We start from the raw sequence: 20,297 nt of genomic DNA, 5'->3' as shown, positions 1-20,297 counted from the left end.
GTGTGGGGGTATTAAAAAGAAAAGAAGTAATTCTTCAACCATAGTTATCGGTTTTGGAATTACTTCTCCCTATGTTTCAAAATATTACCAGACATACCGGTAAGTTTTTTCTTTTAAAGCGTATCAATATTCCTCCTCGTTGAAGAAAAAGTCCTCTTTGCTGGGATAATCGGGCCAAATATCTTCTATGCTTTCATAAATCTCGCCTTCATCTTCCATTTCCTGCAGATTCTCAATCACTTCAAGCGGAGCACCCGAACGCATGGCATAATCTATCAATTCATCCTTAGTTGCCGGCCAAGGAGCATCTTCCAACTTAGATGCTAATTCCAATGTCCAATACATAGTCTCTAGTATTAAAATTGTGAATATTAAGTCCTATTTCTATTTTTCGGCAAAAGTATAACAATTTATTTCACTTGCAACTATTATTCCAAAATATTTCACCTTTTTTGTCGTCTTGATTCATTTTACGGGAAAGAACGAACAAATAATCAGACAAGCGGTTCACGTAAGCCAGTAATTCCGAAGCGATTTCCACTTGTTCGGCCAGAGCAAGAATCCGACGCTCTGCACGACGGCAAACCGTACGGCAAACGTGGCAGACTGCCGCACCGCGACTTCCGCCGGGAAGAATAAAGGCTGAAAGAGGAGGCAAAAGAGTATCCAAACGGTCTATCTCCCGCTCCACCATTTCCACCTGCTCCGAGCTGATGATACTGGCTTCTTTCAGCTCCATTTTCTCCCGGTCTGTGGCCAGATGAGAGCCTACGGCAAAAAGTCTGTCTTGCACTTGCTGCAGAAAATCTTTATCCTTTCCGTCAAGCAGGTACGTGATGAGAAGACCCAGATTGGAATTCAGCTCATCCACCGTACCGTATGCCTCAAGGCGGATATGCGTTTTAGGTACACGGGTTCCGCCTACAAGAGAGGTGGTTCCTTTATCTCCGGTTTTGGTGTATATCTTCATAAGGAATTAATGTTTAGGGGTTAGGGATTAATGTTTAGCAGCCAGTAAGTGGAGCTAAGCACTAATCACTAACCGCTAATCACTATTGAAACGCCTAAAGATAATCAAAAGTTGACAATATAGTCTTGTTTTATCTTTGTTTTATCGAAGAATATGATACCAAGGTCATAAAGGTCGAACGTAATACCCGCCCGCCCGTCCTGCTTCATACGTTTCCAGAGGGCAGACATCTGCGGAGTGTAACGGATACCCTCAATCACAAAAACAGACTTTCCCCTGGTACGGGCAGAACAGATGCGGAAGACCTCCTCTACAAAATCGGGATGACGATAATCGTGTAAATAAAGGAAATCAACGGGAACGCCACTCTCCAGAAAGAGCTCGGAAAGGTCGGAAGCCGAAGTATAATCTGCTCCCTCCTTCCCCGCTTTCAGATAGAGGGCAGAAGCGGCAAGCGTACCGGCATCTACAATGGTCTCCGGCTGGGTATAGTTTACCAGACGGAACAGAAGGCGTTTTACTTTCTTCGATTCGTACTTCCAACGTTTATCTTTCTCCAGCTCCAGTTGCTTCTGTGCCTTGGCCAGCTCTTCATATTTATAATAAGCCGTACTTTCGTAAATTACATGCGTAATCAGGTTAAAGGCAAAAGGAGAATGTACACCGTAGCCGCAACGGTGCCGGAAACGGTACAGCCAGATAAAAGGCCGTTTTAGAGTAAGCAAAATACGATTCATTATTTTAATGCGCTAATGTACCTTCGAAAGTCACCCCTTCACCCGAAGAATAATTCTCCGTAACAGTCAGGAGTACCTTGTTATCCTCAAAGCAGAGCGTAAGCCCAAGAGCGCTTATCCAGTTGACATAATGTACTTTCAGTTGCAAAGCATCAGGTGACGCCCACGCATAACTGCCTGCCACCTGGAAAGGGCCTTCTATACCCTTAAAACGCCCCTTTGCAGCAACCGAATACGGAGGATAGCCATCAATTGCCGCTTTCGACCATTGCTTATAGCCAAACGGAAGACTGTATGTCTTTCCGTCTTTCTCCACCACAGTCATCACTACTTCTTGCTGCTTGAATTGCAGTTCGATGGATTGCCATCCGTATTTGTTCTCTCCGAGCAGGATGCGCTTGCCTGCGTATTTCTGTGAAAGGGAGGAAGCAGCCTTTCCTTGCACTAACGGCAGTTGATAAGAACGCTGTTTCTTCTGCAGGCGCTTGTAGTCCTTACCGGGCGCTAATACCTGGTCACCGACCTCCGGCAACAAGCGGTTCCAGATCAGACGACGCTGCCGACGACCGTCTATCAATGTACATTCGGTAATGACCACTACCATATCCTTATCCGGAACAATCAGAATGTATTGTCCCAAAGCCCCGTCAGCACGTACAGCACCCGGATATTCGCAAAGCCACATCTGATAGCCATAATCTCCTATCTGTCTGGTCATCATCTGCTCCACCCAGGAAGCCGGAAGCAACTGCTTGCCTTCCCAAACACCCCGGTTCAGCAGCAACAATCCGAATTTTGCCAACGACTCGCTCTGGATATGCAGTCCCCAGCCACCGGTATTGATGCCTTCGGGGCTTATCTCCCACGCAACGTCCGTGATATGCATCGGGATGAAAAGCTTCTGCTTCAGATAATCCAGCAAGGTCATGCCCGTCACCTTCTGCACAATGGCAGAAAGCATATAGGTACTAATCGAATCATATTCAAACTTCTTGCCCGGAGTTTTCACCGGTTTGGCAAGGAAGGTACGTATCCAGTCGGAAGTGAGGTTGCGCATATTCCAGTCGGGAGTGATACCCGACGTCATGGTAAGCAGGTCACGGACAGTCATGTCTGCCAGATTAGCGGAAACCGAATCCGGAAGAAGTTCCGGGAAGAAGGTACCGACACGGTCTGTCAAGCGCAAGCGGTTGTCTGCAATGGCAAGTCCTACGGCAGCCCCGACAAAGGTTTTGGAGCAGGAATACATGGTATGGCGATATTCCGGCGCGAACGGAGCCGGATAGATTTCTCCGATGACCTTGCCGTGACGCAGCACCACCACGCTGTGGATATCTGTTTTCGGCAATGCCATCAGTGAATCAAACAAGGCAGTGACAGCCTTGGAAGGGACTCCTTCTGCCTCGGGTGTGGAACGTGGCAACTCATTGATTTGTGCATGAACTGCCAACGCTCCCAGCAAGCCGAGAAACAAGAAGAAAAAACGTACTCTATTTTTCATAATTATCTAAGATATTTGTTCTACATGCACTGCAAATGTACAGCATTCGGACGCGAAAGACAAATAACTTGATAATTTTGTCGGAGGGGAACGTTCCTATAAGAAATGTATGGTCACCGCCTCTCCCTTGTTCAAATCCAACGGAAATGCCGGTTCTTTGTAAGTACGCGTGCGTCCTCCTACCTTCACTTCGGCACGGACAGCACTTGCGGGCATCTTTACTGTAAATTTACCCGGAACAAGAGCGGTAACAACAGCCCTCGTTGCCCGTCCATCCTTCCAGTCCAGGTCTATGGAAGCACCGCCGCGTACGCGCATTCCACGGAAGTTGCCGGCAGTCCAGCTATCTGGCAGGGCAGGAAGCAGATGGATAAAGCCCTCATGACTTTGCAGCAGCATTTCGCCGACTCCCGCCGCGCCACCGTAGTTGCCATCAATCTGGAAAGGAGGATGCGAACAGAACAAATTAGGGAAAGTGCCGCTACCATGACCTCCCGTCGCAGCATCGACAGCAGGATGCAGCAAACTCTTGAAGAGTTTCCAAGCACGGTTTCCGTCACCCAAACGAGCCCAGAAGTTTATCTTCCAAGCACGGCTCCAACCGGTACCCTCATCTCCACGACGGTTCAAGGTCATCCGGCAGGCTTCGGCAAGCTCGGGGGTAGCCTCCGGCGAAATCAGGTTTCCCGGATGCAGGCCGTAGAGATGGGAAACGTGGCGATGGTGCACATCCACTTCCTTATAATCCTCCAGCCATTCCTGCAAATATCCTTCCTTACTGATTTGCATGGGTGGGAATCTCTTCAGGTCCGCCTCAAGCTTCGCCACATAATCCGCATCACAATCCAGCAGGCGGGCGGCGGTAATGACATTGGTATAAAGCTCGGTGAGCAGTTGCACATCCATAGTGGGACCCATACAAATGCTGACGGGAGTCACGCTGTCACCCGGCACATAGAAACTGTTTTCCGGAGAAGAAGTGGGGGCAGTTACCAGCCAGCCATGCGAAGGCTCCTGCACCGTAGTGGAACTAAAGAACCGGGCGGCACCTTTCAAGACGGGATAGATACGACGCAGATAATCCTTGTCCTGCGTATACAGATAGTGTTCCCACAAATGGGCACACAACCAGGCACCACCGGTATTGGTGGCTCCCCAGGAGGGATGTTCACCGGGAGCGGTATAATTCCATACGTTGGTCATCATGTGGAGCACCCAGCCATCTGCCTCATCGCCATAGAAAGTACGCGCACTTGCCTCTCCCGAAGGGATAAGGCGCTCCATCAGCGTCGTCAGCGGCTGATAGAGTTCGGAGAGGCCGGCTTGTTCCAAAGGCCAGTGGTTCATCTGGATATTGATGTTCGTATGGTAGTCTCCATTCCAGGGAGTCGATACTCCATTTGCCCAGAGTCCTTGCAGATTGGGCGGCAGGCTGCCGGGGCGGGTACTGCTGATGAGCAGATAGCGTCCGTAGTTATAGTACAGAGCAGCCAATGCCGGCGACTCCTGCTGTGTGAAGCGGAGGATGCGCTCGTTCGTCGGGAGCGTATCATCCGGCGTGGCAGGAAGCGTCAAGGAAACACGGTCGTAGAGGGAACGGTGAGCGGTGACATGGCTGGATAATGAAGAATGGAGAATGGCACATGGAGAATTAGCGGGGGCGGTGAAAGGACGGAGCAAGCTGTCGCAGACTTCCGCATAGCGTTCGCCCGGGAAGTCGGTACCGGCAGCGGCATAGGAGGTAGCGGCAGAAAGTATCAACCAGGCTTCCTGCCCGTTCTTCAAGCGGATACCGTTTTCCAGGCTGACAGACGATTCACCACCGTTCTGCACGAGTTGCATGGCCACACGGTATTTCATACCGTCCAAACCGGGTTTACCGCTTTCCAACATGCCGTCCATCAAAAGGGTGTTCCCTTGGACAGTCACCGAGCTATGTTCCGCACGACTCAAACGGGCAGAGAAATTCAGAGCCCCTTCACGTCCGGCAACCAGATGAATCAGCATGACATCACGGTCACGGGAAACAAAATACTCACGGTGATAATCGACATCTTCCAGCCTGAAAGCCGTGTATGCCACCGCATCGCGTAAGTTGAGCCAACGGCGATAGTTGTTTAATGGAGAATTGAGAATGGATAATGAAGAATTGTAGGTAAAATCTATATCCAAATCGCCCAATACCTGATAGGTTCCATATCTCCCGTCAGTCTCCTGCTTCTTCGGAACGAAACTGCTGTACATCAGCTCCTGTGCTTCGCGGTTCTTTCCCTCAAACAGCAGTTGCCGGATGGCAGGCAGACTCTTCGAGGCATCCGGATTGCTATAATCCGCCTCCATTCCGCTCCATAATGAAATTTCATTCAGCACAATGTGCTCACGGAGAATGCCTCCGTCGGGCATCATGCCCAAGCGTCCGTTACCCAAAGGAAGAGTCTCCTCCCAGATAGCGGCGGGCGATGTATAGTATAGCTGATGATTACAACTGTCGGCAGGCGCATCGGCTGCACGAAGCAGCAACGAGGCTGCAAGCAGAAATAGAGTGGCAAGTGTCTTCATATTGTTTTTTGATTCTGATTTCAGGCTGCAAACTTACCGCATACATTTTGCAGCATTACTGCATACACTTTGCAGCATTGCTGCATACCTTTTGCAGTGACGCTGCAAAGCAATTGCAGTAGCGCTGCAAAAGGTATGCAGTACCACTGCAAAATAGTTGCACTGATTTTGCAGTGGTTACGCACTGATTATAAGTTTATTGCATTTCGAACGAAACTACACCACGGACGTCGGCAGACGAAGCGCAAACGTATGCCTTGAACTTACCCGATTCGTACTTCCAAGCTGCGGAAGCCTCATCGTAGAACTTCAAATCATCCGGAGTAAGGGTGAAAGTCACACTCTTCTCCTCGCCCGGTGCCAGAGCGACTTTTGCAAAATGTTTCAGCTCCTTTACAGGACGAAGCACACTGCATTTATCATCGCCTACATAAAGCTGTACAATCTCTTTTCCGGCAATGCTACCCGTATTCTTCACGGCAACTGTCACCGTCAGCGTACCGTCGGCAGCCATGGTCTTGGCAGAAGCCACCGGTTTGCCATATGTAAAGGTAGTATAGCTCAAGCCATGACCGAAGGGGAAGAGTGCCGGAACCTTCTTGGTGTCGTGCCAACGATAGCCCACCAGAATATCTTCCTTATACTCCTGCTTAATGCTGTCGCCCGGATAACTGAGTTCATCAAAAGCATGTGCACCACAATCCGTCAACTTGGCAGGGAAAGAGAAGGGCAACTTTCCGCTTGGATTCACCGCACCACTCAGGATGTCAGCCAGAGACTTGCCACCCATGGAGCCTAAATACCAACCTTGCACAATGGCAGGAACCCGGGATACCCACGGCATTTCCACCGCATTACCGCTGAGAAGCACCAGAACGAGATTCTTGTTTACACCCAGCAAAGCTTCAATCAGTTCATCCTGCCCGAAAGGCAAGCCGTATTCCAGACGGTCGCCGCCTTCACAATCCTGGAAGTGGTTCTTGTTCAATCCGCCTACCAGTACCACCAAGTCTGCCTTTTTCGCCATTTCCACGGCTTCTGCACGGAGTGAGTCTACCACATTCTGCGGAATTTCATCTGCACGGCCGTACATCGGACGACCGGCGGCATAGCCTTTCGCATAGGCTACCTTATCGCCATAAGCAGCACGCAAGCCATCCAGCGGAGATACCATATCCTTCACTTTCAGTTCGGAAGAGCCTCCTCCCTGATTCAGCAAGCGTACGGCATTATCGCCCACCACCAGGATATTCTTATACTTGGCTGCATCAATCGGCAGCAACGGGGCGCCTTTCTTTACCACCGGAGCATTCTTCAACAGCACAATGCCCTCATTGCCTATCTCGCGGGCAGCGGCATAATGCTCTTCCGTAGCTACCGAACCATAGGGTTTCTGACGGTTCATCGCCGTACGGAATATCAGACGAAGAATACGGGAAGCCTTGTCGTCTATCGTAGACATCGGCACCTTGCCATCCTTCAACATCTGGAGGTAAGGATTGGCAAGGTAATAATCGTTATAGGTAAATACACTCTCGGACGTCAGACCGTTGGTGTAAGAACCCATTTCAATATCCAGACCGTTGACGGCAGCTTCATAGGTGTCGTGGGCACCGCCCCAGTCGGTAATGACACAGCCGTCGAACTTCCAGTCATCTTTCAGAATCTTGTTCAGTGTGAAATCGTTATGGCAAGCGTGCTGGCCGCGAATCTTATTGTAAGCGCCCATAATGCTCCAGGCACCTCCCTCTTCTACTGCAGCCTTGAATGCCGGCAGATAGATTTCATACAGAGCACGGTCGCTAAGATTCACATCAATATGTCCGCGCCACAGTTCCTGGTTGTTCAGCGCATAGTGCTTGACACAAGCTGCCACTCCGTTCTTCTGCAACTCCTGGATGTAAGGTACGCACATCACACTGGCCAGATAAGGGTCCTCGCCCATATATTCAAAATTACGACCGTTCATCGGAGTACGGTAGATGTTGACGCCGGGGCCCAGCAACACATCCTTTTCACGATAGCGCGCTTCCTCACCGATGGCCTTGCCATACTTTGCAGACATGTCCGGATTCCAGGTAGCGGCCAAACAAGTCAAAGCCGGGAAAGCGGTAATGCTGTCATTGGTCCAGTTGGCATATCCCCAGTCATTCCAGTTGATTTCGGCACGGACACCGTGAGGGCCGTCGCTCATCCAAAGCTCGGGAATGCCGAGCCGCGGAACACCCGCACTGCTGAATTTACTCTGCGCATGGCAAAGGGCTACCTTCTCTTCCAGTGTCATCCGGCTGAGAGCATCCTTTACACGTGCTTCAATAGGTTGTGCATCGTCCATATAGACCGGTGTCTGTGCAGACACGGTACTGATGGAGCATGCAAGAAATAAGGTTGCTAAAAATTTATTCTTCATGTCTTAATTGGTTAATATGCTAATGTGCCAATTAGCACATCAAATTATCATTTAACTTTAATCGCCGTCGTCGCCTTCTCCAGTCCATCAGCCGTAGCCGTCACCTTGACACCACCCGGTTCACCGTTGTTCTGCAGTACCACCAGGCACTTTCCGTAGAAAGCCTTGCGGTGGTTGTCCTTGAACTTCTCCATAGAGATGGGGCTTCCGTTATCCACTCCAGCAATGAAGCCGGCACCTTCTACGGCAAAGGTCACATCGTTTTCGGCATTCGGACACAAATTTCCATCTTTGTCCAGAATCTCAACCGTAATGAAACTCAAGTCTTTGCCATCTGCCTGAATGGTACTGCGGTCGGGGCTGAGACGAATCTGCGCAGGTTCGCCCGCTGTCCGGATTTCCTGCTCGGCCACAGTCTTTCCTTCCTTGCGGGAAACAGCCTTTACCGTACCCGGCTCATACTTCACGCGCCACATGACGTGGAAATCGTCTTTTCCCTTGCTGCGCACACCCTGCGACTTTCCATTCACGAAAAGCTCCACTTCGTCGGCATTGTTATAATATGCCCACAAATCGATGTCTTGTCCCTCCGTCCAATTCCAATGCGGGAAAAGATGCAACACCGCCTTATCCGGACGCCACTCGGACTGATACATGTAGTAGACATCCTTCGGGAAGCCGGCCAAGTCGATAATGCCAAAGTAAGAGCTGCGTGCCGGCCAACCGTAAGGAGTAGGCTCACCGATATAATCGAAGCCCGTCCAGACGTATTGTCCACTGATAAAGTCGTTGTTCTTCACATGACGCATAGTACCTTCGTGACGGTTGCCCCAAGGAACATGACAGTTGTCGTAGGAGGAGCAAGAGAACGAGGCATCATAGAAAGGCTTGTCCCAACGTTCGGGCCAGATGAACATCGAATCACTCGGCATCTGGTAGTAACCGCGTGTCATCAGGCCGGAAACACTTTCCGTCACGATGAACGGCTTGCCGGGGAAGTTCTCGGGAACACCTGCAAACCAGTCGTCATGGTAATTGAAGCCGATAATATCAAGCGCACCGGAACGGAACAAATGATTGTTCGGGTTCGGCTCGTTGCAGCCTGCCGTCACGGGGCGCGTGGCATCGAGCTTTCTCACCATATCTGCCAGTTTCTTTGTCAGCAGTGAGTTGACGGACATTTCTCCGTCCTTTGCCAGCATATCCGCACTGTGACCGAAGTTCAAGACCAGATTGGCCTCTTCCAGACTCAAGGTGTCGGCTTTGGCATCCGTCCACTGCTCCAGCACTTCGTTGCCGATGCTCCACATGAAGATGGAAGGATGATTGCGGTCACGCACGATAAGGTCAGTCAAATCGCGTTCGTGCCATTCGTTGAAATAGCGTGAATAATCGTGGCGGGTCTTTTTCTTGCGCCACATATCAAAGGTCTCGTCCATCACGATGAAGCCCATACGGTCGCAAAGGTCGAGCAACTCCGGTGCGGGAGGATTATGGGAGCAGCGGATGCCGTTGCAACCCATTTCTTTCAGAATCTCCAACTGGCGCTCGATGGCGCGCGTATTCACCGCAGCTCCCAGGCAACCCAAGTCATGATGCATGCAGACACCATTTATCTTCACTTGTTCACCATTCAGGATAAATCCTTTTTGTGCATCGAAGCGGAAAGTACGGATGCCGGTAGGAGTATAGTAACGGTCGAGTACCTCGCCGGTCTGCTTATCCTTGAGGATGCTTTCTACCCTATACATATAGGGCGTATCAATACTCCAAAGACGGGGATTCTTCAAGTGTATCTCCTGCTCCACTTCTGCCGGAGTAAGAGGCATCAACTGCGCTTCCGACACAGCCTCACCCACCGCATTGCCGTCAGCATCCACTAACCGGGATTGCAGGACGACATCGGCCATCTGTGCTTCTGCATCGTACTGTAGTTTGGTGCGTATCTTCAACTGGGCACTGTTCTTCGACACATCTTCTGCCGTAACATAGGTACCCCATTGCGCTATATGAGCTGGATTCAGCTTTGTCAGCCATACATTACGGTAGATGCCGCAACCGGAATACCAGCGCGAATTGGGCTGTTCGGCATTGTCCACACGAACCGCCAACACATTCTCCTCTCCCCACTTGATATAGGGAGTCAGGTCATAACTGAACGAGATGTACCCGTAGGGACGTGTCCCCAATTCATGGCCATTGATATAAACGGTGGAGTTCATATAGGCACCATCGAAATCTATGCGATAGCGTTTGCCCTCATCGGCCTTATCGGCAGTAAAAGTCTTGCGATACCAGCCTATACCACCAGGCAGTGCACCTCCACCCGTTCCCGAAGGATTGTCTTTACTGAATTCTCCTTCAATGGCCCAATCGTGGGGCAAGTTCAGTTTCCGCCAGTCTGCGTCATTATAATCCGGACGGGCTGCCGCCGTATCGTCTCCCAAGCGAAAGGCCCAGTCGGCAGTAAAATCCAAGCTACGGTCATCGCCAGCTACCTCTTTAGGAGCATTGCAACCGGCCAGCAGGGACAGCCCGATGGCCAAAGACAATATGATTTTATTCATAGTAATAAATATCTAAAAGATTATCGAGTGCCTATTCCTCTCTCACAGCTATTCAGAAGTAGGGAAGTTCCTGGCACCGGGGAAGGCATCGTTCGGCACCGAGGAACGACGAGATCGGTACCGGGAAGATTTCTCTCCCTGGCACCGTCGTCTATCATTCTGATTATAATTTTACGGTTTGTGCTTTTCCGTCATACTTCACCGTTGTACCTTTAGCCTTTAAGTCGAACGGTTGCGGCTGGTCTTTGCTTACCTTCACTACATTGAAAGTACGTTCCTTCAGCATACCAGGGAAGTCACCCGTACGGTCGCCGATAACCAGTGTACCCTCAGCATCGTTATAGGCAAACGGTATAGTGGCATATTGTCCCTTCTCATAATTATAGTTCACACCTTCATCCTCATAGAGCGTAAATGCGCCGTCCTTACCCGTATAAACATAGAGGGTGATTTCCGAAGCCGGTTTTTCATCACTGTATTGCATGTCCGGACCATAAGGTACAATGGCACCTTCGCAAACGTAGAGCGGAATACGTTCATAAGGAGCATCCACTGTCAACTTCTGGCCACCGTTCACATACTTACCGGAGTAGAAATCATACCAACCGCAGCTTGCCGGGAAATAAACCTCGCGGCTGCGTGCGCCATATTCGTAAACCGGAGCCACCATCAGGGCAGAACCGAACATGAACTGGTCACCTATATTGTTGACGTTTGCATCAGCTGTGAAGTCCATTACGAGCGGACGCATGATGGTATAATCATTGAAGTAAGTCATACCAGCCAAAGAATAGATATACGGCATCATGTTGTAACGCAACTTCGTATAGTAAACGATGGAGTTGTAGCACGGATGTCCTGCCGGAGCAATGTTCCAAACCTCACGGTACGGATACTGGCCGTGTGCACGGAACAACGGGCAGAAAGCGCCGAACTGATACCAACGGGCATTCAACTCTCTCCATTCCTTATAATCGGTATTTTCACGTCCGGTCTTGTTGAATTCCATCTGACCAGCCACATAACGGTTCTCTACACAGAATCCACCGATGTCCATAGTCCAATAAGGGATACCGCTGACAGCAAAGTTCAAGCCGGCAGAGATTTGCGCTTTCATATCTTCCCAACGGGTAGCGATGTCACCACTCCAGGTGGCGGTAGAATAGCGCTGCAATCCTGCAAAGCCGGAACGTGTCAACAAGAAGACGCGTTTGTCCGGTTCCACGCCACGCTGTCCGTCATAGATGGCTTCGGCATTCATCAGTGCGTATGCATTGAAGAACTTGGCAGAGGGGCCGAGTGCTGTCGGACCGCAAAGGTCCTTGCGGTATTGCAAATCCGTACAGTCGCGTATGTTCGGTTCGCTGGCATCCATCCACCAAGCGTCAACACCCAGAGGATAGTAGTGGTCTTGCATCTGCTTCCAGAAGAGCTTGCGTGCATCGGCATCGTATGCGTCATAGAAAGAGCCCAGATAGCCAGGACCGACCCAGTCTTTGATGCTGTCTTTGATAGCCTGCTGATACATCCAACCTTTTTCGTCAAATTCCTTGAAGTGTTCGGTCGTAGCATAGAACTTGGGCCATACGGAAATCATCAGACGTCCGTTCATGGCGTGGATGGAGTCGACCATTCCTTTCGGGTCGGGGAAACGTTCAGGGTCGAACTCATGGCTTCCCCATGCATTCTGCTTCCAGTGCAGCCAGTCGATTACGATATTGTCGATAGGAATCTGACGTTCACGGAATTCCTTCAAGGTGGAGAGAACCTCCTCACGCGTATTGTACTTCTCACGGCTCTGCCAGTAACCCATCGCCCATTTCGGCATAATCTGGGATTTACCTGTCAATGTACGGTAGCCGCTAATCACATCGTCCATATCATCACCATAAACGAAATAGTAGTCTATTTCATTCTGCATTTCACCCCACCAGGAGAGTTTGTTCTGTTCTTCATCAGCCACCGGACTCAATACCCGCAGACCGCAGTAAGAAACACCGGCATCAGGCTTCCACTCTATCTTCAACGGAACGCGCTTGCCCGCTTCCAGATTGACAGCAAACTTATAACTGTTAGGATTCCAAGCCGTACGCCAACGTTCGGGAACCACCAACTCATTATCAATATATACTTTCATGTAGCCTGCATAGTAAAGGATGAAGCGGAACAAGCCGCTTTCTGCCGGTTCTATTTCTCCCTCATAAACTACGTCGGACCCTCCGAACGGGAACTCCGCAGGCAAATTAATCACCTTACTCAGATGTGCGGCACGGTCCAGATGTTCAAAATAAAGAGAATCCTCACGACGTACAAGGGTTTCCACGTCTTTCTTGCCCGGAATATATGTACCGGTCAAAGCACCTTCCTTGCCCTCTTTATCATAAAGTTTGAAGACATCACCCAGCTGTGAGTAATCGCGCGGGTCACCGAAACGGCAGAGCGAATAGCTGTCCCAAAGCACACCGTAGTTCTTATTAGACACGATAAAGGGTACAGACACCTTTGTATTGTACTGGAACAGTTCCTCATTCTTACCTTTATAGTTGAACTCATCCGCCTGGTGCTGGCCCAAGCCATAGAAAGCCTCATCATTGCCTGCCGACTGGAATACCTGACGTACTGTATATCCTTTCGTACCTTCCACTTCCACCGGAGTAAAGGTCCGCCCGTCAGAGTCTTCAGCCAGAATCTGCTTGCCGTCGGCATCCGTGAAGCGTACCTCACCCGTTGTCTTGGACACAATGGCACATAATTCCGATGTCTTGACAGTCACTTCATCGCCCTGCTCTTCGACCTTAAAGTCGGTCTTATTCTGTTGAGGGATCACAATGAGACTCTGCTCCTTTGAAAATTCCTTCTCAGGAGTAGCCGATACATGAATGAGCTTCTCGCCCATTACTTCTAATCTTACTTTACGCACATCCGTCGGTTGCTGCTGCTTGACTTCCACAACAACACCGTTCTCGGTCTTTTGGAATCCGCCTCCGGAACATGCGGCGAGCATCCATCCGGCAAGCAAATAAACTGAAGTGTTTTTCAATTTCATATTACTGTTTTTAAAGTGATTTTTCTCCGATATAAAAATAGAAAGTTTACTTCAAAAACGAGTCCTCCCGATGTTGAAACAATAGGGCGCTTTTGATTACCCTAAAAGACAATATGTTTCCGTAAGGGGTATCTTTTGTTATTTACCCTCTCTTTCCTGATAAACAGAGGGCAAAACACCGAATTCATCCTTGAAATATTTGCTGAAATACTTGGGGTTGTTAAAGCCCAACTGATACGCTATCTCCGATACATTTTGCTGACTCTCGCGCAGCATCTGCGCCGCTCTTTTCAGACGGATGACACGGATAAATTCAATGGGTGTCTTACCGGTTATCTGCAAGAGTTTCTTGTAAAGATGTACCCGGCTCATACCCAATCCCCGACTCAACTCTTCTACGGACAAGTCACACCGACCGATGTTCGCCTCCACATATTTGATGGCATTTTCCACCAGCTTTTCATCCAACGAAGTAATGGCTATTTCACTTGGTTCGGGGTCAATGAGCGACTTTGCCTTGCGCTTCTTGCTCAGGTCAATCAACTTGCGCATACGCAGAATAAGGATTTCCACATTGAAAGGTTTCGTCACATAATCATCCGCACCGATGGTCAACCCCTCCACTTTATCTTCCACAGCCTGCCGTGCAGTGAGTAATATCATCGGAATGTCACTCGTGCGTTTATCGGTCTTCACCCAGCGGCACAATTCATTCCCATCCATCTCGGGCATCATTACGTCGCTGACAATAATATCCGGCATCAGTTCCGATATTTTCTGCCAAGCTTCCCGACCATTGGAAGCTGACTGTATACGGAAATACAAGCTCAGACTATCTTTCATGAAGGCAACCAAATCTTCATTATCATCCACAATCAGGGCCAACGGCTTTTCTTTTTCATCTTCATTATCCTCCATATCGTCCAGCAAATCAACCGAAAGCGCTTCCTCTTCCATACCCGGCAAAAGTTCCTCATGCTCTTCCACCTCTTCTGTAAGCGGTGCAGGCTTGGGAGGACTTACACGTATATGTTTAACCGGGAGCTCAACCAGAAACACACTACCGGAACCCACATTGTCGACAACGCGCACCGTACCCTCATGCAGCGTCACAAAGTCGCGTACCAGGCTCAAGCCAATACCGCTACCCGTTGACTGGTGCTCCGGTTCTTCCTGCTCCACCTGATAGAAACGTTCAAAAATCCGCTCCTTGTCTTCATCCCTGATACCGACACCGGTATCCGATACCTTTATCAGCAATCTTCCGGACATCTCTTTCGACATTTCCAATGCCACATCCACGCGTCCCCCGTCCGGAGTAAATTTGAAAGCATTGGACAGAAGATTCATCACAACTTTACCAATTTTATCCTCGTCGAATGACATATTCAGCGATTCCATAGCCGAAAAGAATGTCAGATGCACATGTTTCTTTTCAGAAAGCATCAGGAAAGAAGTACAGATGCTACGCACATACGCCACTATATCTCCCTCGGACAAGGTGAGATGCAGTCCTGCCATCTCATTCTTACGGAAATCGAGCAATTGGTTGACCAGATTCAACAAACGCTGTGCGTTGCGGTACATCAGTTGCAGCTTGCCATGCAGCTTTTCGTCCGTAATCTCCTTCATCATACTTTCCATCGGCGATATAATCAGCGTAAGCGGCGTACGCAACTCATGGCTGACATTCGTAAAGAAGCGGAATTTCATCTGGCTCAACTCCTCCTTCTTCTTCGCATCTTCCTCTATCTGGCGGATTCTGAACTTATTGCGTTCCCTTCGTTGTACGACATACAGTGAAAAGAAGACAACTCCTACTATCAGAAGGGCATAAACAATATATGCCCACGGAGTCATCCAGAAAGGTGGAAGAATGACAATCTTCAAAGAAGCCTCTTCAGTACCCGCATATCCGTCACTGTTTGTAGCCTTCACTCTTAAGATGTAAGTTCCCGGAGCCAAATTGGTATAGGTAACGCGATGCATATCGGACATACTCGTCAGCCAGTTCTCATTAAACCCTTCCAATTTATAGAAATACTGTGTCTTTTCGGGCAGCACGAAATTGTCCGACGCGAACAGCACCGTGAACACATTCTGCTTATAAGCCAAGACAACTTCTTCTGTTTCATTCAAAGCTTCCTTCAAGATGACACGTCCTGCATACTCCTTGCCCACCTTCACGTCTTCATTGAACAACTGGAAACCGGTAAACATGACCTTGGGCAACGTACGGTTATACTTTATGTTGCCCGGCTGGAAGCGATTCAGCCCATACAGTCCTCCCACTACAATCTCGCCCGTATGCAGTCGTTTGAGGGAACGCTGGTTGAAGTCACAACTCTGCAACCCGTCCTTGTCATTATAGGTATAGCAACGGAACACAGGCTGCTCCGTCTTGCTGTCAACGGACAACACCACGTTTATCAGTTCTCCTCCGGTGCTGATCCATATACTTTTGTTTTCATCTTCCGTAATACCTAATATCAATAGTTTGGAGAAACCGGGTTTGATAGGCACTTCGTACAATTCATCCCGTTTGCTGTCATATACATTCAAGCCTTCACGCGTGGCTATCCATAACAAACCGCGACTATCTTCGTAAACTTGATTGATATTTTGGTTGGAAAGTCTGGTCTTACCCGATTTTGTACCTGCAAAATTTGTAATCTCGCCGGTCCTCAGGTCCATGAAAGCCATCCCTGCCGAAGTACCGATAATCAGATTATTGTCACAGCTGATGCAGAGGGATGAGATATAGTCCGACACAAGGTTTGAATTACCTGTAGAATAGGTGGTAAATATCCCCGTCTGAGGATTCAGGCATTGCAATCCTCCCCCCAACGTACCGATCCAGATATTTTTGTCCGCATCTTCTGCCAATGCCCATACATTGTCATAGACCAGCGAGTTACTGTCTCCCTTACGGGACCGGTAATGGATAAAGCGGTTTCCATCATAACAATTCAGTCCGCCCCAGAAAGTACCAGCCCACACTCTGCCGCTACTGTCCCGAAGAAGGCAGACTATGACATCACTCGAGATAGAGCGGGGATCTGCCGTATGCGAAAAAAACATACGTTCATCCGTCACGCTATTCCAGCGAATCAACCCGCGGTCGTTGGTCCCCACCCATACGATATCACCGCCTCCGTCCTCCACACAATTGATGTCGCCTACATCGGCAATGCCGAATTTGAAGACACTTTCATTATAGAAAGAGACGCCCTTCTTGTAGGTTCCCACCCACATCGTACCGGCCTCATCTTCATAAAGAGCCGTTATTGTATTGTTGGACAGAGTACGCCCGTTATTAGGATCGTTCGCCAGACGGATTTTCCGTCCCGCCGGTTCTATCAATTCAATGCCATCCTGATCCCTGCCTACCCATATACATCCGTATTTATCCTGTGCCACTGCACGTACGGTATTGTAGGTGTCCGTTCGGGGAGAACGCTGTTCCCAAACCTTCTGAGAAAGGCTATAAATCCACATCCCCTCCACACTGAATATCCACGCCCGCCCACTATGGTCGACAAACAAATCAAAGGTAGCATTCTTTACTTCCCTGCAATCTTCGGCAATGCCCGGATTGGTCCACTTGATATTTTGCTTTTCCTCATCTATACAAGCCAAGATACCGTTACTCAGAACCAGCAGGATTCCTTCGCCGCATTCTTTCATGTCGGACACTTCGGCTTTCGCAAGCAGTTCATCCGCTCCCTTTACTGCTACGGCATTTTTCTGTTCCTCTCTATAGCTGTAAACACCTTTACCATTAATATAGATCCAGAAAGTCTTTTCCTTATCAATATAGATAAGCGAAGGATTTCCGGTCAGACCGACGTTCCACATCCAAGCTTCCACATTACGGTCAAAAACATCGGAAGCCGAGTTGTAAATGGCATACCCACTTCCCGTACGTATCCACAAATTACCGGACGCATCTTCTTGTATATCCTCGACATAACTATCGGGAAGAGATTTCTCATCATCTTTCTGGCTGCGATAAATCTTAATATTGTAACCATCATAGCGATTCAGCCCCGAAGCTGTACCAAACCACATGAATCCGTTTGAATCTTTATAAATAGCATTAACCTGATTATTGGAAAGTCCGTCTTTCACTTCCAAATGTTTAAACATGTAGTCGTGTGAAGCAGCAGAGAAACATACCATCCAAACCCACAAGAGCAGTAGTTGCAGTCTTTTCATACTATCAGAGCTAAGGGAAGTTATTTTTATTGCAAATGAAGTGAAAAACGAACAGAAAAGCAAGAAAAGGCAAGGATTTTTAAAGAAGGAGAAGCATATCCCTCGCGGACATACTTCTCCGTAACCAATCAAAAAAACTATATCAACAATCCTTGTAACCTATAAAACCTATTTGTATGATACTTTTAAAAACTGTCTTTTATTCTATCCACCACTCAATCAATAAGGGTATTGACCGGCTGCGGCTCCCTTCATGATGCCCTCAATGGCATAAGCCTCCTTCGCCGTACCCGTACCACGGTTCATGTCACCGCCGGTTTCCCAATAGAAGGGGACGCAACCGTGGTTTTTCGCCTCGCGGGTGACTACCTCATTCCAATAGGCGCGGCTCTTGTTGTGCATCTCCTGGTCAATGTCGGGATAGGCAGGTTCGGCAGTACCCTCTATCTTGTCTTCTTTTGTACGCTTCATGGCGCTGTATTCACCCACAATCACAGGAATTCCCTTATCTGCATAGGCCTTCTTCATCTTCTGGAACTGTTGCTTCACATAATCTTCTTCGTTAGCGGTGGCATTGTGAATGGAGCCGGACACATGATTGTCCTTACCCCAATAAAGGAATACATTGCTCCAGGTTTCGTCATGGTTCATCATGGTGAACTGATAAGGATCATAGAAGTGAACTTCCACCATCAGACGGTCGGGTACTTCATCCTTGGGCATCGTATAGTCATTCACCGTCTTGTCAATATTGGTATAAGGGCCTTGCACAATCAGACAACGGCTCGCATTATTTCCTCCGGTGGCACGCACGGCATCTATGAAGGTCTGTTCATATTTCAGAATGGCATCTATGGCCGATGTCCCAACGTTCCCCTGGTCTTGCTGTCCGGGTTCGTTACATCCGGCAAAGAGCAGGTGTTCGTCATAAGCATTCAGTTTATTGGCAATCTGTGTCCAGATAGCTTTCTGCTTGGCATCTACTTCGCTGCTGTAACCATGAGTGATACTCTCTTCGAGCCAACCGCCATCCCAATGGATATTGACAATGGCATACATATCATTGGCTACACAGTAACCCACCACTTCGCTCACACGGTCGAGCCATGCAGCATCTATCTCATAGGTCGATGGATTCACAATGTAATAATCCCACGCACAAGGGATGCGTACCGCATTAAATCCCAATGCCTTCAGCCCTTTGACATATGCCTCGCTTACTTTAGGATTTCCCCATAACGTTTCGCCCGCTATCTTGTTCTTGTTATCACAAGCTTCCAGCGTGTTGCCGATATTGATACCTGCATACATCTTGGCGGCAAGTGTCCTGGCATCGCTTTCCATATTGCCGGTTTCGCCCGCACCCTGCTTTACGGTCACAGTCTCCGTCAGGCTACCCAAAGTAAAAGAGATATGGCCTTCGCGCGCTCCCAAAGGATTGGGAGAGACGGTAAACTTGAAAATCTTGTCTTCCATGGCACGGGTATTGACCGCCTTTATCCAAGAAACATCGGAAACGGCTTGTACGTCACCATTGGTTTCCACCACCACAGAAACATCTCCTCCCGCAGCTGGCAGGTCGAAAGAGGTAGAGTTGGATATGATTAATCCGTCCGCAGCCGTTTGTTTCACTGTGAAGCTCCCTACTTCGCTGCCTCCGGCTTTCACCGTTACCTTGGCTTCACGGTCACTCGTGTCCGTATTGGCTTCTGCCATAACGGTATACTTCAAAATACTACTCGAAGCAGAACTTTCGGCAGTAACCTTACACCACTCCGGTGCACTGCTGGTAACTTCCAATGCAACGTTCGACTTGATGTTCAGCGTACTTGTTCCTCCGGTCTTGGAGAAAGTCATTCCATCCGTCAGAATGTTCGCGGGAATCGTTATTTCCGGAGTCACAGTATCATCATTGCCGGAACATGCGGCAACGAAAGAAGAGAAAAGCAGTGCCGACAGCACCAGGCAAATTTGGAATTTTTCAATGATATTCTTCATCATGTCTTTACGTATTAAAAATAATGGTTAAATCAGTGAGAGCAAAAGTAGCGGAAAAGGCGGAAAACACACCGATGCCATGTTATCTGCAACGGTATCATTTGTTTCCGAATAGGGCTCAAAAGTTATCATTGAATGACATCAGACACATCCGGCTTGCTTGAACCGAAAGAATACTTTATTTTTGTGTATAAACACTTCCTTCAACTACCCTGATTCATATATCTGATAAACTATTTAAAATAAACACATAGCGAAAAAGTAAATTAGAGCAAAGCGTAGCGAATTAGC

At 48.8% G+C, this 20,297-nt stretch carries 10 protein-coding genes; all 10 read right to left on the bottom strand.

Annotated features, from left to right (window positions below):
- Positions 1-123 precede the first annotated feature (123 nt).
- On the bottom strand, positions 124-345 hold the full coding sequence (locus tag DW947_RS19490; protein ID WP_002558131.1) for a DUF2795 domain-containing protein: 222 nt from the start codon (positions 343-345) through the stop codon (positions 124-126).
- A gap of 70 nt (positions 346-415) precedes the next feature.
- A complete protein-coding gene (locus DW947_RS19485; protein WP_005824436.1) occupies positions 416-970 on the bottom strand; it encodes a cob(I)yrinic acid a,c-diamide adenosyltransferase in 555 nt (184 codons plus the stop codon).
- 104 nt (positions 971-1,074) lie between these two features.
- Entirely contained in the window at positions 1,075-1,707 is a 633-nt protein-coding gene (locus DW947_RS19480; RefSeq protein ID WP_009037347.1) for a hypothetical protein, read from the bottom strand.
- A 4-nt stretch (positions 1,708-1,711) separates the two neighbouring features.
- Entirely contained in the window at positions 1,712-3,208 is a 1,497-nt protein-coding gene (bas-suc, locus tag DW947_RS19475) for a 3-succinylated cholic acid synthase (RefSeq protein ID WP_044467962.1), read from the bottom strand.
- 96 nt (positions 3,209-3,304) lie between these two features.
- Positions 3,305-5,767, bottom strand: coding sequence for a glycosyl hydrolase family 95 catalytic domain-containing protein (locus tag DW947_RS19470; protein ID WP_117963036.1), 2,463 nt, complete (start codon positions 5,765-5,767; stop codon positions 3,305-3,307).
- A gap of 196 nt (positions 5,768-5,963) precedes the next feature.
- Positions 5,964-8,177, bottom strand: a complete 2,214-nt coding sequence (locus DW947_RS19465; RefSeq protein WP_117963034.1) for a glycoside hydrolase family 3 C-terminal domain-containing protein — start codon at positions 8,175-8,177, stop codon at positions 5,964-5,966.
- A 47-nt stretch (positions 8,178-8,224) separates the two neighbouring features.
- Positions 8,225-10,744: a glycoside hydrolase family 2 TIM barrel-domain containing protein gene (locus DW947_RS19460; RefSeq protein ID WP_117963032.1), complete on the bottom strand. Its 2,520-nt coding sequence runs from the start codon at positions 10,742-10,744 to the stop codon at positions 8,225-8,227.
- 163 nt (positions 10,745-10,907) lie between these two features.
- Positions 10,908-13,790: a TIM-barrel domain-containing protein gene (locus tag DW947_RS19455; protein WP_117963030.1), complete on the bottom strand. Its 2,883-nt coding sequence runs from the start codon at positions 13,788-13,790 to the stop codon at positions 10,908-10,910.
- 138 nt (positions 13,791-13,928) lie between these two features.
- Complete coding sequence (locus DW947_RS19450; protein ID WP_243635108.1) at positions 13,929-18,008, bottom strand: hybrid sensor histidine kinase/response regulator transcription factor; 4,080 nt, start codon at positions 18,006-18,008, stop codon at positions 13,929-13,931.
- 219 nt (positions 18,009-18,227) lie between these two features.
- Positions 18,228-20,009 carry a cellulase family glycosylhydrolase gene (locus tag DW947_RS19445; protein WP_061411118.1) on the bottom strand — a complete coding sequence of 594 codons (1,782 nt, stop codon included), beginning with the start codon at positions 20,007-20,009 and terminating at the stop codon, positions 18,228-18,230.
- Positions 20,010-20,297 lie beyond the last annotated feature (288 nt).

This window comes from Bacteroides sp. AM44-19, assembly GCF_003603395.1.
GTDB classification, from domain to species: domain Bacteria; phylum Bacteroidota; class Bacteroidia; order Bacteroidales; family Bacteroidaceae; genus Bacteroides; species Bacteroides uniformis.
This window is presented reverse-complemented; position numbering and strand designations above follow the sequence as displayed.

Bases quoted from the DNA above. Each gene is read 5' to 3' on its own strand.
- DW947_RS19490 (WP_002558131.1), bottom strand. From the start codon at position 345: ATGTATTGGACATTGGAATTAGCATCTAAGTTGGAAGATGCTCCTTGG.
- DW947_RS19485 (WP_005824436.1), bottom strand. From the start codon at position 970: ATGAAGATATACACCAAAACCGGAGATAAAGGAACCACCTCTCTTGTA.
- DW947_RS19480 (WP_009037347.1), bottom strand. From the start codon at position 1,707: ATGAATCGTATTTTGCTTACTCTAAAACGGCCTTTTATCTGGCTGTAC.
- bas-suc (WP_044467962.1), bottom strand. From the start codon at position 3,208: ATGAAAAATAGAGTACGTTTTTTCTTCTTGTTTCTCGGCTTGCTGGGA.
- DW947_RS19470 (WP_117963036.1), bottom strand. From the start codon at position 5,767: ATGAAGACACTTGCCACTCTATTTCTGCTTGCAGCCTCGTTGCTGCTT.
- DW947_RS19465 (WP_117963034.1), bottom strand. From the start codon at position 8,177: ATGAAGAATAAATTTTTAGCAACCTTATTTCTTGCATGCTCCATCAGT.
- DW947_RS19460 (WP_117963032.1), bottom strand. From the start codon at position 10,744: ATGAATAAAATCATATTGTCTTTGGCCATCGGGCTGTCCCTGCTGGCC.
- DW947_RS19455 (WP_117963030.1), bottom strand. From the start codon at position 13,790: ATGAAATTGAAAAACACTTCAGTTTATTTGCTTGCCGGATGGATGCTC.
- DW947_RS19450 (WP_243635108.1), bottom strand. From the start codon at position 18,008: ATGAAAAGACTGCAACTACTGCTCTTGTGGGTTTGGATGGTATGTTTC.
- DW947_RS19445 (WP_061411118.1), bottom strand. From the start codon at position 20,009: ATGATGAAGAATATCATTGAAAAATTCCAAATTTGCCTGGTGCTGTCG.